Origin of the sequence: Streptomyces sp. NPDC058086 (assembly GCF_042885015.1) — a bacterium.
Classification (GTDB): Bacteria; Actinomycetota; Actinomycetes; order Streptomycetales; family Streptomycetaceae; genus Streptomyces.
Genome location: NZ_JBHVST010000003.1, coordinates 216,064 through 230,305 on the forward strand (window position 1 = coordinate 216,064; position 14,242 = coordinate 230,305).

14 protein-coding genes are annotated in these 14,242 nt (G+C 69.3%); 8 read left to right on the forward strand and 6 right to left on the reverse strand.

All coding sequences use genetic code 11. From position 1 onward, the window contains the following. Positions 1–85: 85 nt before the first annotated feature. Both ACFVWD_RS03845 and ACFVWD_RS03850 read right to left on the reverse strand, forming a co-directional pair. On the reverse strand, positions 86–1,141 hold the full coding sequence (locus tag ACFVWD_RS03845; RefSeq protein WP_389593788.1) for a LacI family DNA-binding transcriptional regulator: 1,056 nt from the start codon (positions 1,139–1,141) through the stop codon (positions 86–88). Between the two features lie 357 nt (positions 1,142–1,498). Next, positions 1,499–1,822, reverse strand: a complete 324-nt coding sequence (locus tag ACFVWD_RS03850; RefSeq protein WP_389593789.1) for a hypothetical protein — start codon at positions 1,820–1,822, stop codon at positions 1,499–1,501. A 430-nt stretch (positions 1,823–2,252) separates the two neighbouring features. On the opposite strand from ACFVWD_RS03850, the gene ACFVWD_RS03855 reads away from it, so the two are divergent. Next, positions 2,253–2,774, forward strand: a complete 522-nt coding sequence (locus ACFVWD_RS03855; RefSeq protein ID WP_389593790.1) for a hypothetical protein — start codon at positions 2,253–2,255, stop codon at positions 2,772–2,774. A 54-nt stretch (positions 2,775–2,828) separates the two neighbouring features. Here the strand turns inward: ACFVWD_RS03855 and ACFVWD_RS03860 are convergent, their stop codons facing one another. Then, positions 2,829–3,473, reverse strand: a complete 645-nt coding sequence (locus ACFVWD_RS03860) for a TetR/AcrR family transcriptional regulator (RefSeq protein ID WP_389593791.1) — start codon at positions 3,471–3,473, stop codon at positions 2,829–2,831. Positions 3,474–3,617: 144 nt separating this feature from the next. On the opposite strand from ACFVWD_RS03860, the gene ACFVWD_RS03865 reads away from it, so the two are divergent. After that, the gene (locus ACFVWD_RS03865) at positions 3,618–5,816 is read left to right on the forward strand and encodes an MMPL family transporter (protein ID WP_389593792.1); all 2,199 of its coding nucleotides are present in this window, start codon (positions 3,618–3,620) and stop codon (positions 5,814–5,816) included. A 167-nt stretch (positions 5,817–5,983) separates the two neighbouring features. Here the strand turns inward: ACFVWD_RS03865 and ACFVWD_RS03870 are convergent, their stop codons facing one another. Continuing rightward, positions 5,984–6,595, reverse strand: coding sequence for a TetR/AcrR family transcriptional regulator C-terminal domain-containing protein (locus ACFVWD_RS03870; RefSeq protein ID WP_389593793.1), 612 nt, complete (start codon positions 6,593–6,595; stop codon positions 5,984–5,986). 206 nt (positions 6,596–6,801) lie between these two features. Beyond that, positions 6,802–7,527 (reverse strand): TetR/AcrR family transcriptional regulator C-terminal domain-containing protein, encoded by a 726-nt coding sequence (locus tag ACFVWD_RS03875; RefSeq protein ID WP_389593794.1) that lies wholly within the window; start codon positions 7,525–7,527, stop codon positions 6,802–6,804. A 159-nt stretch (positions 7,528–7,686) separates the two neighbouring features. On the opposite strand from ACFVWD_RS03875, the gene ACFVWD_RS03880 reads away from it, so the two are divergent. From ACFVWD_RS03880 to ACFVWD_RS03905, 6 genes are all read left to right on the forward strand, one after another. Next, complete coding sequence (locus ACFVWD_RS03880; RefSeq protein ID WP_389593795.1) at positions 7,687–8,679, forward strand: zinc-binding dehydrogenase; 993 nt, start codon at positions 7,687–7,689, stop codon at positions 8,677–8,679. After that, positions 8,676–8,810, forward strand: coding sequence for a hypothetical protein (locus tag ACFVWD_RS03885; RefSeq protein ID WP_389593796.1), 135 nt, complete (start codon positions 8,676–8,678; stop codon positions 8,808–8,810). Before ACFVWD_RS03880 ends, ACFVWD_RS03885 begins: the two co-directional genes overlap by 4 nt. Before the next feature lie 49 nt (positions 8,811–8,859). Continuing rightward, the gene (locus tag ACFVWD_RS03890; protein WP_389593797.1) at positions 8,860–9,378 is read left to right on the forward strand and encodes a VOC family protein; all 519 of its coding nucleotides are present in this window, start codon (positions 8,860–8,862) and stop codon (positions 9,376–9,378) included. A 25-nt stretch (positions 9,379–9,403) separates the two neighbouring features. Continuing rightward, positions 9,404–9,919: a carboxymuconolactone decarboxylase family protein gene (locus ACFVWD_RS03895; RefSeq protein ID WP_389593798.1), complete on the forward strand. Its 516-nt coding sequence runs from the start codon at positions 9,404–9,406 to the stop codon at positions 9,917–9,919. 56 nt (positions 9,920–9,975) lie between these two features. Next, complete coding sequence (locus tag ACFVWD_RS03900) at positions 9,976–11,076, forward strand: hypothetical protein (protein ID WP_389593799.1); 1,101 nt, start codon at positions 9,976–9,978, stop codon at positions 11,074–11,076. Positions 11,077–11,794: 718 nt separating this feature from the next. After that, positions 11,795–12,754, forward strand: coding sequence for a LysR family transcriptional regulator (locus ACFVWD_RS03905; RefSeq protein ID WP_389593800.1), 960 nt, complete (start codon positions 11,795–11,797; stop codon positions 12,752–12,754). Between the two features lie 38 nt (positions 12,755–12,792). Here ACFVWD_RS03905 and ACFVWD_RS03910 read toward each other — a convergent pair whose 3' ends face one another. Beyond that, on the reverse strand, positions 12,793–14,226 hold the full coding sequence (locus tag ACFVWD_RS03910; RefSeq protein WP_389593801.1) for an aminopeptidase P family protein: 1,434 nt from the start codon (positions 14,224–14,226) through the stop codon (positions 12,793–12,795). Positions 14,227–14,242: the final 16 nt, after the last annotated feature.

The window sequence follows — 14,242 nt, forward strand, 5'->3', positions numbered from 1 at the left end:
GGGCCGCCGAGTTGTCCGGGCGGCCCTGCTGGATGGGGGAGAGAGGTGACGTGCGGGATGTGGCGGGGTGTGGAGGATCAGTGGGTCAGGGGGTCGTGTCGAGGCCCGCGTCCGGTACCGCACCGCCGAGTGAGGGACCGACAGGCCCCGTGCTGGAGCGCAACGAGATCGGCGGTGCGAGCAGCCGGTGCCGGGGCGGCGCGTCGGGGTGGTCGAGCCGCTCGACGAGCAGGTCGACGGCGAGTCGGCCCATTTCCGCCGCGGGCACGTCCGCCGCGGTGAGCTGCGGAGTCACCGTCTCCGCCCACCGGCCGGCCACGACCCCCGTGACGGAGAAGTCGCGCGGTACATGGCGGCCGGCCTGCGTCAGCCCCCGGTACAGGCCGCCGAGCGCGGCCTCGTTCAGCGTGACCAGGCCCGTGGTGGCCGGGTCGTCGTACAGGATCCGCTCCAGACAGGCCTGGCCCGAGGCCGCGTCGTCCCCGCAGCAGTACGTCCGGACGGTGAGCCCGCGCTCCGCCGCGGCCTTGGTGAACCCGTCCAGCCCTCGTTGGGCGGACTCGTACCCGGCCCGCAGGAGCTGCTCGGGCCGGTTGACGAAGGCGACCCGGCGGTGGCCGAGGTCGGCGAGGTGGTGGACGCACGCCTCCGCCAGCGCGGTGTGGTCCAGGCCGACCCACCAGCCACGTTCCGGCTGTGCGGTACGGCCGATGGCCACTGAGGGGAAGTCCAGCGCGTCAAGGTGGTCGACCCGGTCGTCCTCCAGCCTGATCTCCATCAGGATCGCGCCGTCGACCCGGCGCTCGCCCAGCAGTCGCTGGAACGAGCGGTCGCTGTCCACGCCGCTTGGGGAGAGCAGCACGTCGTAGTCGTAGGCCGCGGCGGCCTCCACCACGCTGCCGATGAAATCGAGCTGCATTCCTGTGTAGTGGTTTCCGGCCGGCGGGAAGACCAGGCCAATAGTGCTGGTCCGGCCGTTGGCCAGGGCTCGCGCACTGGCGTTGGGCCGGTAGCCCAGTTCGTCGATGACCCGCTGGATCTTCAGACGGGTGTCGTCCGACACGGGACGCTTGCCACTCAGCGCGTAGGACACGGTGCTCCGCGAGACACCGGCCCGCTTGGCGATCTCACCGATGTTCACGGGCTGACTCCTTGCTCGTACTGCTGGAACCGGTTCGATGCTCCCGGCGGACGAATGAAGGTCGGAACCGACTGTCGAACCGGTTCGCGTGAAGTGAAGCTAGGAGCAACCCGGACGGGTGTCAACGCTTCGTACCGAACTTTCGTAACGCCTCGGAAACCTGTTCAGAGGTATTGCTGGCCGTTTTCCCCGGTGCTAGCTTCCTCGAACCGGTTCGACATGACGCTCATGTACCGAGTGCCGACCACGACCGGCCGATCGTCGGTACGGCCAAGTCGTCACCCTCCAAATTCGAACCGGTTCGACGACTGGACCCACCCACAACGGCTGGCCCTCCCCTGGTCCCCGCACGCCCCTTCACACCCGCACGGACACCACGGAGACCTCAGTGCGACGAAGAAGTACGGCGGCCGCCGACGACACCGTGACGGCAGTGATGGCCACCTTGCTCGGCCTGCCCGCTGTCGGGCCGGCCGCGCGGCCGAACCGGAACGGCTGGTCATCGGTCTCGGCACGGACACCGGCGCCTTCCGCGACGGCGCGAGCGGCACCCTGTACGGGATCTACGGCGTCAGAGTGCCGAGCCGCAGCCTCGGCGAGGGCATGCACGTCCGCACGGTGTCCGCCAAGGCGCAGGATGGTCCGCAGCACCCGGGTGCGGACGCGCTGGAGGTCTTGCAACCCTCCTCGGCGCCGTGCATGAGATGCCAGACGGCGGCTCGCATCCGGCCCCGAAGGACCCCGGGACGGAGAGCGCGGCAGCGCCGCGCCGGTCGGCGCGGTCGCGCTGCACGGGCCGGCCACCTCCCCGCCTTGGCCGGCGCCGAGCGCAGCGCCGTACTCACCCTTGGAAAGATAGACCGGCCGCCTTCCACCAGGTTCCGTGGAAGCTCGACCACGGGCCGGACGGGGCGACCGACTACCAGGTGATGATCAGCAACGTCCGGGCCGAGGCCCGTGACAAGGCCGCGCCACGCGTGACCGCATCGTCGCCTCGGACGAGCAGCGGCACGCCGTCGACACCACCGACACCCGGCGGACCCAGGAGTTCGCCGACGTCGTCACGGCGACGACAGGCGGGTCGGTGTAGGCCGTGGTCCGGCTCAGCGACATGCACATCGTCCGGTTCTACTTCGTCCGGGGCGACGGCCGGGCGGTGGCGTACAACCTCACCCAGAACGTGCCGACCAGTTCCAGCACCCTGGTCGCGGGCAGTTTCCCCGAGGGATACGACGCCCTCTCCCGGCCGGCCGGTCTCTCACCGGAATCCCGCTCGGTACCGAAGCCTTCGACAACGCGGTGGGTGTGCTGCGCACCCCGTCCGACCACGGCAGGGACGAACAGGCGCGCGGGATGCTGTCCTTCATCCATCGTCCCCGTCTCGGAGGGAACCCGCTCCGGCCCGATCAGCACCAACACCTACCGGACCACCAGGAACTTCCAGCAGTACGCGCGGACCGACCACAACGTGACCAGGATGCGCAGTTGGTTCCGGGTGAGCGGCATCTACCGCAACAACGGGGGCGCCAGTGTGACGCTCTACGGCCAGGTCATCAACAGTGCCCGGGCCGCGGCCTCGCTGCTGTTGACCGCCCTCGGCGGCCAGGGCGGCGTCCCGAACGACGAGCTGTGACCCGCAGCTGAGGGGACGAACAGGGTGACCCCGGCTGAACCGCCCGAGGTCGGTTCAGCCGGCGTCGCCCCTCAGCGGGCGACCGGCCGTCGCTCCCGGCACCACTTCGGCTTCCGGCGCGGCAGGAAGCAGGGTGGCGGCCCCGGCCCGCAGGAATGCCATGGCCCCGTCGATGTCGGCGCTCTCGGGGTCGTGACACAGCTCGCCGACGATCGCCGCCGCGGTGGTCGCCACCATGCGCGGCCCGAAGGCGCCCGGCGCGCTGCCGCTCTCTTCGGCGAACAGGCGGGCGCCTTCCTGCACGACTTCCGCCAGGCGCCCGTTACTGACGGCCCTGATCTGCGGATTCAGCTCGAACATGCGCTCGGACAAATCGTCGAGGTCACTCCGGTTGGCGATCTCCTCGCGCAGCCAGTGCTCGAGCGCGTCGAGGGTCAGCCAGCCCTCCCGCCGCTCGCGCAGGGCCGTTCCGAGGCGTTCCGCGAGCGCGTCGGAACGGGCCAGCGCCAGTTCCAGCTTGGACGGGAAGTACAGCGTGACCGTGCGCGGTGAGACCTCCGCCGCCTCGGCGATGTCGGCGATCGTCGTCGCATCGAATCCACGCTCGGCAAAGAGCCGATACGCGGACCGGAGGATCGCTTCCCTGCGTCGCGCCTTGCTTCGCTCCCGGAGGCCGTCCCGTGCCCCGTCAGTCACCATATCCAAATATTACCACGCAGAGTCAATTTACAGTTGACTGCAATTATGCCTTAGGCTGCAGGCGCTTGGCCCCCTCATGTGTGCTCATCGCACCCAGGGGATCCACGCGTTCCACGGACATCGGAAGACGAAGGGAAGGCGGACATGGCGTCTCGCCTCTACGCATGGGCTCAGCTGGCGGTGACCCGCCGCGGTCGGGTCATCAGCGTCTGGCTGCTCCTGCTCGCCGCGATCGGCGGCCTCGGCATCACCATCCACGGCAAGGTGGCCTCGGACTTCACCGTCCCGGGAATCGAGTCCCAAAAGGCCCAGGACCTCCTGGAGAAGAAGTTCCCGGACGCCTCGGGAGGTGTGATCCGCGTCGTGTACGCCGCGCCGAAGGGCAGCACCCTGACCGAGGCGAAGACCGAAGCGGCCATCAAGACAGGGCTGGGGAAAGCCGCCAGGATCTCCGGGGTCATACAGGTCACCAACCCCTTCAAGACCGGGACGGTCTCTGCCGACAAACGGATCGGCTATGCCGACGTCCGCTTCCGGCAGGCCGCCGCCGACGTCTCCCCGCAGGCCAAGGACGCCCTGAGCAGCGCCATGGCCCGGGCGCGGAACGCGGGTCTGGAGGTCGAGTACGGCGGGACGGCCATGAAGCCTCAGACCAAGGTCGGCGGGCCGGCCGAACTCGTCGGCGTCGTGATCGCCCTCGTCATCCTGGCCCTCACCCTCGGCTCGCTGGTGGCAGCCGGACTGCCGCTGGTGACCGCCGTGGTGGGCGTGGCCATCGGGGTACTGGGCGTGAAGTTCGTCTCGACGTGGGTGGAGATCACCGGCACGTCCACCGTGCTCGCTCTCATGATCGGCCTGGCGGTGGGCATCGACTACGCGCTGTTCATCATCTCCCGCCACCGTGAACAGCTCGCAGATCCCGACATGGACGCCGAAGAGTCGATCGCGCGGGCCGTGGCGACGGCGGGCAGCGCGGTCGTCTTCGCCGGCGCGACGGTCATCATCGCCCTCGCCGCCCTGTCCGCCACCGGCATCCCCTTCCTGGCCGTCATGGGCCTGTCCGCCGCTGCCACCGTGCTGATCGCCGTCCTCATCGCGGTCAGCCTCGTGCCGGCCGTACTCGGCCTGTTCGGCGAGCGGCTGCGCCCTCGCGCCAAGCGCCCCCGTCCCGGCCGCCGCGAGCGCGTCCCCGGCGCCTGGGGCCTGGCCTGGGCGCGCATGGTCACCCGCCGACCCCTGATCGTCCTGCTGGTGGGTGTGGTCGCCCTGCTCGCACTCGCCCTGCCCGCGCGCAACCTGCGCCTCGGACTGCCCAGTTACGCCTCCGAGCCCACCGCCGGCACCCAGCACAAGAGCTACGATCTGCTGGCGAAGGGCTTCGGCCCGGGCTTCAACGCCACCCTCGTCGCCGTCGTCAAGACGAAGGACATACCCGCCGCGGACGTCACGGCCACGGTCACGGACCTGCGCTCTTCGCTGGCCAAGGACTCCGACGTGGCGGCCGTCTCCCGGCCGGTGCCCAACGCTGACAAGAGCCTCGTCGTCATGGCCGTCGTACCCAAGACCGGACCCGACGCCCAGCCCACCACCGACATGGTGCACCGGCTGCGCGACAACGCCCCGGCCGTCGCCAAGGCCGGCGGCACCCTCTACATCGCCGGCCAGACCGCGGCGGCCATCGACGTCGCACACAAGCTCTCCGGCGCCCTGCCCGGCTTCGTCGCGATCATCGTGATCCTGGCGCTGATCCTTCTCACCCTCGCGTTCCGTTCCCTGCTGGTCCCGCTCAAGGCGGCCGTCGGCTTCCTGCTCTCCGTGGCCGCCGCCCTGGGCACCACGGTCTGGGTGTTCCAGTACGGCCACCTCAACGGCCCGCTCGCCATTCCGTCGGCCGCTCCGATCGCCAGCTTCCTGCCCGTCCTGCTGATCGGCGTCCTGTTCGGACTCGCCATGGACTACGAGGTCTTCCTGGTCAGCCGCATGCGCGAGCACCACGAGAACACCCTTGACCCGCAGCAGGCCGTCGTCCACGGCGTCGCCCGCAGCGGACGCGTCGTGAGCGCCGCCGCGCTCATCATGGCCGCGGTGTTCGCCGGGTTCATCTTCAACGAGGACCCGGTCATCAAGTCGATCGGCTTCGCGCTCGCCGTCGGTGTCCTCATCGATGCCTTCGTCGTCCGGATGACCCTCGTGCCCGCCGCCATGGCCCTTCTCGGCCGCCGCGCCTGGAGCCTGCCCCGCCGGCTCGACCGCGCCCTGCCCGATGTCGACATCGAGGGTGCCAATCTCCCCGATCGCACTGCGGGGAAGGACGCCGAGCGGAGTGCGGCGCCTGTGGGGTGAGGCTCATGCCGCCGACGTGGGAAGAAGCCACCGGCCCGTTCAACCCAGCCGCCCGTACACCGTCGGGAGCCGAAGCCGTACGGCGCGGCTCCCGGCGGGTCGGGCGATGGGCCAGGCACGTCGGGGAAGTCCGTGCCGCGGGTAGGAACGGCTCGGGCCCACCGGGGTCAGGAAGGTGCTGCGGCGCGGCGGCGGACCGCGTCGAGGAGGAGCTCCAGGCCGAACTCCATCTCCGCTTCGTGGTCGATCACGGCCAGTTCGGCTGCCGCGGCGGCCACGGCGGACAGCCCGCTGTCGACGAGTTCCTGCTCGCGCATGGCGATCACACCCGGGATGGCGCCTGCGTACGTCGGCGCGAACCCGACTTCTCGCGAGAGCGTCCCGATCAGGAAGGCGATGAAGGCCCGCAGGACATGCACGGCGTCGGCGCCTTCCAGGCCGGCGCGGTTCAGGAAACGCAGCGCGGCCTCCACCACCGGCATGGCTGCGGGCGCGTTGAGGCGCCGGGTCAGTACCAGGGACGCGGAACGGGGATACTCCAGGGCGGCGGCACGGAAAGAGTGAGCGAGGGCTCGCAGCCCGTCCTCCCACGACATCTCGTCGGCCTCGGGGATCCGGATCCCGCTCAGGATCACGTCCGCCATGGCGTCCAGCACGTCGGCCTTGTCGTCGACATGGTTGTACAGCGACATGGTCCGCACCCCCACCGCCGCCGCGATCTTGTGCAGCGACAGCTTCTCCATGCCCTCCGTCTCGGCCACCACCAAGGCCTGACGCACAATCTCCTCCCTGGTCAGCGGCCCACGGCGGGTCATCCTCTGCGCCATCACCCATCCCTTCGATCAGCGGTGCACATCTGCGCCACATACCAACTTATCTCATAAGTTTCAAGCGCTATGAGGAATCACGACACGTCGAGACCTGGAAAGCACCCAGAACCGCCGCCCGCGTCCACGCAAGCACGGCGATCCGGTCATCGACGACGTCACATCGGAGGGCGACCGCGACGCATTGCACGAGGAAGCATCCCTCTCGGACCCCCGTCGTACGGCACCCCCACCCGCACCGCCAGACCGGCGATCAGCAGTTCGATACCGTGCTCGAACTCGGCCTGGTGATCACTGACCGCGAGATAGGGAGCGGCGGCGGACAGGAGGGGATCACCCACGGCGGACATCTCGTCGATCCGCCCCTGGACCTGGTCCGGTTCGACCGTGCCCTCGGTGATGGCCGAGCCCAGTTCTCTCATGATCATGCCGACGATGAAACCGGCGAAGCTCCGCACCACGTGAACGAGTTCCTGGGGTGAGAGACCGAGTTCGGGAAATCCGGCCAGGGCGCAACGGACGTTTTCCAGGGCCGCCGGTGACTGCGTGGGCCGGGTGAGAACCAGAGTGAACGCCTTGGGATGCCGCAGAGCCGCGGCCCGTAAGGCGGCAGCATGCGCCCGAGCACGCTCCTGCCAGGTTCCCGCGTCGGCGCCGGACAGGTCGACCCCACCCAGCAGCGCCTCCGCGACACCGTCCAGCAGGGCGTCCTTGTTCGGTACGTGGTTGTAGAGCGACATCACTTCGACGTTCAGCTCACCCGCGAGTTTCCGCAGGGAGAAGGAGTCCGGGCCGTCCCGGTCGATCGCCGCGAGGGCGGCGTCGATGACCTTGTCCCGCGTCAGACCGAGCCGCCTGCCCCGGCCGCTGCCTCGGACCTTCATCCAGCCGCCCTTCCTGCCCTTGACACAACTTATTCCATAAGTCTAGCTTGAGGAAACGGCGCACATACACCGTAAGTATTGAGGGCTCGTTACCTGCGCATCACCAGGCGAGCGCACTCCCCTTCCCCGTCTTTTCCACGTCGTAACGGAGAACCACTGATGACCAGCACCATGCGGGCGCTCATGGGCGGCGCCGGACCCGAGTGGGACGTCCGGGACGTCGGCGTACCGTCCCCGGGGCCGGGACAGATCCGCGTCCGCGTTCGGGCCGCCGCCGTCAACAGGGCGGACCTGTACATGCTGCAGGGCACCTACAACCCCCGGGCGAAGACGAGCGACCTGTTCACCGCCGGCCTCGAATTCGCCGGCGAGGTCGACGCGATCGGCGCCGGCGTGCGCCACCGGGCCGTCGGCGACCGGGTCATGGGCGTCGCCCTGGGCGCCTTCGCCCCTTACGCGCTGGTCGACCATCGACATGTGATCACGGCGCCGGAGTGCCTGTCGTGGACCGACGCCGCGGCCCTGCCGGTGGCGCTGGCGACCGAGCACGACGCCCTCGCCCAGGGCGGATTCGGCCTGAAGCAGAGCGTCCTCGTCGTCGGCGCCACCTCGTCGGTCGGCCTGATCGGCGTTCAGCTCGCCAAAGCGCTCGGGGCGTCCCAGGTCATCGCGACCACCACCTCCGACAGCAAGGCCGATGCCCTGAAGTCCGTCGGCGCGGACCTCGTCGTGAACACGGCGTCCGAGAACCTCGCCGAGGCCGTGGCCGCCGTCACCGGCGGCGCCGGGGCGGACCTCACCCTCGACCACGTGGGCGGGCAGCTCTTCGCCGACACCTTCCTGGCGACGCGCGTCGGCGGCACCGTGGTCAATGTCGGGCGGCTGGCCGGGGCCGAGTCCACCATCGACCTCAACCAACTGTCGTTCCGCCGACTGCGCGTTCTCGGTACGACCTTCAGCGTGCGCACGCCCGACGAACTCGCCGACGCCTGCGCCGCCCTGACATCCGATGTCGTACCCGCCGTGGAGGAAGGCCGGGTCCGAGCCGTCGTCGACCGCGTCTTCGCCTTCGACGACGCCAAGGCGGCGGCGGACCACATGCGTTCCAACACGGCCACGGGAAAGATCGTGCTGGAGATGCCGGCGTCATGACGGACACCTCCACCCCGTCCACCTTCACCCCGTCCGCCGGCCTCGGTCGGCTGCGGGATCACAGGATCGTCGTCGACGGCGGCCTCACGGCACTGGCTCCGCTGTCCGTCGCGTCCCCGCCGGCGGAATGACATCACGCGCACACACCACTTCCCCACAGAGACAAGAAAGAGTCACCTCATGAGCCGCATCTTCGGACAGATCGCCCAGCTCGGGTACGTTGTCCGCGACCTGCACGCCGCGATGGAGTTCTGGGTCGCCCAGGGCGTCGGTCCCTGGTACTACCAGGACCCGGTGCAGACGGACTGGTTCACGTACCGGGGCGCCGACTCCGGCATGCGGATGGCCGCCGCGATCGCCAACTCCGGTGACGTGCAAATCGAGTTGATCCAGCCGCTCAACGACGAGCCCTCCCTCTACAAGGACTTCCTGGACGCCGGGCACGAGGGTGCGCAGCACGTCGCCTACTGGACCGACGACTACCAGGAGCTCTACGACCGCGCCCTGTCCCTCGGTTACACCGTCGCCCAGGAGGGTGCCATCCAGGGCGGCCGCTTCGCCTACCTCGACACCGAGACGCTCCCCGGCACAGTCATCGAGATCTCCGACATCGGCGGCGCCAAGGGCGAACTCTTCGCGGCGCTACGGGAGATGGCGGCCCGGTGGGACGGCACCAACCCCATCAACAAGGTCGGCTGACACCGCCGTACGAAGGAGAGTACCGATGAGCATGGAATACCCCGACCTGACCGCGCTCCCCACCGACCTGCAGAAGGTCGCCGCCGAACGGTCCGCCGTCAACATCTACCGCATGGTGTTCCACTCCCCCGCCCTGGCCCCCGCCTTCCTGCAGATGGCCGACGCGATCTTCCAGGGAGCCCTGCCGCACCCCTTGCGCGAACTCGCCATCCTCCGGGTCGGACACGCCTACCGGGCGCCGTACGAGATCCACCACCACGAGAACATCGGTCGGCTCCTCGGGCTCGACGAGGCCGGCATCGCCGCCGCCAAGACCGGTTCGGCCGAGGGGCTGTCCGCGGAGCAGGTGGCGATCCTCGCCCTGACCGACCGGCTGCTGGAGCAGCACACCCTGACCGAGGCCGAGCGCGCCGAGGCGCTCTCCTTCCTCACCGCCGGGCAGCTCTCCGACCTGGTCCTCACGGTCGGCTTCTACCAGTTGGTCTGCAACTTCCTCAACACCTTCGGCGTGACGGCCGAGGGCGAGAAGGCCCCCTACTGAAGGCCCTCCGCAAAGCCCCTCCGCACAGCCCCCGCTCACATCCTCCGGGAGGATCGATGAAGCTCGCCTGGCAGGACTCCGATGTCCTCGACATGCCCACCCTGGGAACCCGCGTCACCGCCTTCGACGGCCTGACCGAGGTGCCCGGCGGCTACGGCGCCAAACTCGCCTGGGCCCGCAATCAGGCCGAGGCCTTCCGCGCCGAGTTCGCCGCGACCGGCACTCCGGACAGCGTCGCGACCTGCGACCTGATCACACTGCCGTACCCGACCAAGTTCGGCCTGTTCCGGGCCAGTCGGGCGATCGCACCGTTGCTGTCGATCACCAACCGCATGCTGGTGGTGCGGTGGACGGAGAGCGACGGACGCAAAAGGGTGCTGCTGTTCGAGCCCAGCGATCACGAACTGGGCCAGAACACGCCGTACTTCGCCGCGCTGATCCGTCGTACCCCGGGCCCGTTGCAGTCGCTGCTCACCACCGAACACGGCACGGTGCTGGGCCACTTGGCCCGCCTCGGCATCAAGCCGGAGGACGTCGACTACCTGCTCTTCGACCACCTGCACACCCAGGACCTACGTCGCTGGGTGGGCACCACCAGCCCCCAGTCCGACCTCGGCGGCGTCGTACAGCCCGCCTTCCCCAACGCCAAGGTCATCGTGCAGCGCCACGAGCTGCTCGCCATGTCCCAGTTGCACCCGCTGCAACAGCCCTGGTACCAGCCGCAGACCTACCAGGACGTACGGCCGGACGCGTTCCTCCCCGTCGACGGATCCCTGATCCTCGGCCCCGGCGTCGCCGTGATCGAGACCCCGGGGCACGTGCTCGGCAACCAGACCATCGTGCTCAACACCTCCACCGGCATCTGGGCGAGCAGCGAGAACGTCATCGCAACCGAGTGCCTGACCCCCGAGCACTCCCGCATGCCGGGCATCGCCCGCTGGTCCCGCACCTGGGGCCAGGAGGTCGTCCTCAACGCCAACACCATTGAGACGACCGCCGAGCAGTACAACTCTCTGATCGTCGAGAAGACGCTGGTCGACCGCTCCCAGACCGACCCCCGGTTCCTGCAGTTCTTCCCCTCCAGCGAACTGACCGCCTCCTGGGCCAACCCGGGAACGTCGCCCACTTTCACCCACAAGGCGATCGCACACTCGTGAGGGGGGCCGACCGAAATCGGACGAGGACGGCGACGCCTGTGAACGCCTGCGGCTCTTTCACTGCGGACCTGAGAACGGCGCGGCTCTCCGACGATGCGACGATCCGTATGTCACCGGCGTCCTGGACTGGCAGATGGCCACCCTCGGTGACCTGTACCTGCCGCTGAGACTCCGGCGGCAGCGTGATGCCCTTCAACACACTCGCCGTCGGCGAGGCCGTCAACCACTTCCTCCCACCAAGTCCGTGGGCCACCACTACCGCCTGTTCCGATGGCGGCGGCAGCGGAAGCTCGCGGGATTCCCCGCCTGCTTCTGATCGTCACAAGGCGGCCTTGCCCAGCATCCGCGTAGCCACCGGCGAACCCGGTTCGACGAGCCTCAACGGCCAGTCTCGCTCGCACCGTTGCTGCTGAATCTCGGCGCTTTGGCCGTAAGTCCCTGGGGAGGTTTCAGTGCTCCTTGCGAGGCGTTCGCTGCGCCGGTTCCGTCGTCATGGCCGAGCGTCATCGTGCGGTTGCGAAGCTGTCTGCGGAGATGGTGCAGTGGGCAGCCTCTGCCACCATCAACGCCGGAGTTACTGCGTCCCTTCGATGCCACCCGCGACGCGCTGACCAGTCTCCCTCAGGTCGATGCCCGTCTGCTGACCCCGCGATGAACCACCGCTAGAGTCGCCCGATGACCGCGGACGGTAGGAGCGTCGAGACGAGGAGCCCGGACGATGGACCTGGAGCTTCGGCATCTACGGACCTTGTGTGCGATCGCCGACGCCGGGAGTCTGGGGCGAGCCGCGGCACTCCTGAAGTACTCGCAGCCGGCGATGAGCACCCAACTGCGCCGGATCGAGCGGCTCTTCGGTGAGGACTTGTTCGTGCGTACCGCGTCGGGAGTCGAGCCGACCCAGTACGGCCTGGAGATCCTGACTCAGGCGCGCGACATTCTGGCCCGTGCGGATGCCATCAGGCGTCGTCCGGCGGGGGACGGCGTCGGAGCACCCCGGGTCCTGCGCCTTGCGGCGACCAACTCGCCCGTCCTTTCCGGCATGGTCGTCCGTATACGCAGCCGGAGGCCCGATCTCACGCTGACGGTGAGCAGCATCTACCCGTCGTCGGAGATAGTCGAGCACTTGGAAAAGGGCGAGCTGGACGCCGCGATCGCCGCGGACTACCCCGGAATGGAGCTTCGGCACTCCGCGGCCGTGGCGCATCGCGAGATCGTCAACGAACCCGCGTTCGTAGCCCTGCCCGCCGGTCACCGGCTCAAGCACCGCATGGAGGTCCCCCTCGCCGAACTCGCCGACGAGGCCTGGTTCCTGACCCCCGACGACGGTGCCGGCTGGCCGGGCGTGTTCTACGCGGCCTGCGCGGCAGCCGGGTTCACGCCCGCGGCCGTCCATGAGTACCTCGGTGACCGGCTCCAGCTCCAGGACATGATCGCCGAGGGACTCGGCGTCTCCATCGTGCAGGCTACGACCCGGCCGAACCAGGGCGTGATCGTCAAACCGCTGGCCGGCACACCGCTGTGGACCCGCTATCTGCTCGCATGGCGCCGCGACCAGGTCACGGAGGACATCACGGAAACACTGTTCAGCTCCGCGCACGCGTCCTACCGCGACCTCATCGCGCGGTCGGCGCACTTCCAGGCGTGGGCGGCGCAGACGTTCCATCTGCCGCGTTCCTAGGGTCAGTTACGGTGGCGCCCGCGCCTTGGGACGCAGGGTCAGGCCAGCAGCTCGCCCATCCACGTCTCGATCGCCGACGCGGTGCGCGGCAGCGCCGACGACATGAGGCGGGCGCCGTCCTGGGTGACGACCAGATCGTCCTCGATGCGCACGCCGACGCCGCGCAGCTCCGGCGGCAGCGTCAGGTCGTCCGGCTGGAGATACAGGCCCGGCTCGACGGTCAGGACGTGGCCCGCCTCCAGGACGCCGTCCAGGTACTGCTCGGCACGGGCCGCGGCGCAGTCGTGGACGTCCATGCCCAGCATGTGGCCGCTGCTGCACCACGTGTAGCGGCGGAACAGACCGCTCTCGGGCTCAAGGGCCTCGTCCGGCGTCACCGGGAGCAGGCCCCAGTTGTGCAGCCCCTCGGCGATGACCCGCATCGCAGCGAGGTGGAAGTCACGAAAGCGCGCGCCCGGCCGGACCGCCGCGATACCGGCGTCCTGCGCGGCGAGCACGAGGTCGTAGACGTCGCGCTGCGCGGCGGTGAAGGTGCCGCTCACCGGAAGGGTGCGCGTGATGTCGGCGGTGTAGAGCGTGTCCGACTCGACGCCGGCGTCGAGCAGCAGCAGGTCACCGGGATGGACCGGACCGTCGTTGGCGATCCAGTGCAGTACGCACGCGTGCGCTCCGGCGGCGGCGATTGTCTCGTAGCCGAGGCCGTTGCCCTCGAGACGGGCGCGCAGGCCGAAGACGCCCTCGACCCAGCGCTCGCCGCGCGGATGGCGGACGGCCTCGGGCAGTGCGCGCACGACGTCGGTGAATCCGGCCGCCGTGGCGTCCACCGCGATCTGCAACTGCTCGACCTCCCACTTGTCCTTGACCAGGCGCATTTCGGACAAGAACGACGCGAATTCGAGGTCGGCCTCTTCACGGCCGGTGCTGTCGACGAGCGCGTCGATCTCCGGGTCGACGCCGCGCAGCAAGCGGGTCGGCCGCGCGCCGTTCAGCCGGGCGGGCACGTCGTCGAGGCCCTGGGTCGCCACACCGAGCAGTGAGGAGGCCTCGTCGAGGGTGGCGCGGCGGCCGACCCAGATCTCACCGTAGCGGCGGTCGCGGTAGAACTCCCCGGTGTCGCGCGGGGATCGCGGGCGGACGTGCAGCACCGCCTCGTGACCAGAGGCGGTCGGTTCCAGGATCAGGACGCCGCCCGGCTCGGTCCCACCCGTCAGGTACGAGAACGCGGTGTGCGGCCGGAACCGGTAGTCGCAGTCGTTGCTGCGCACCTTGAGGACGCCTGAGGGAACGACGAGCCGTTCGCCGGGGAAGCGCGCGGACAGCCGGTCGCGCCGTTTGGCCGCCCACGGTGCGATCGACTGCGGGGACGGATCGGCGCGCGGCGAAGACTCCCAGTTCCCCATGAGGAACTCGACGAGCGCTGAGGAGACCGGAAGGTCGTGCGAACCGGTGTGGAGCGGCTTCTTCGTCGTCATACCGGGATCGTAGGGA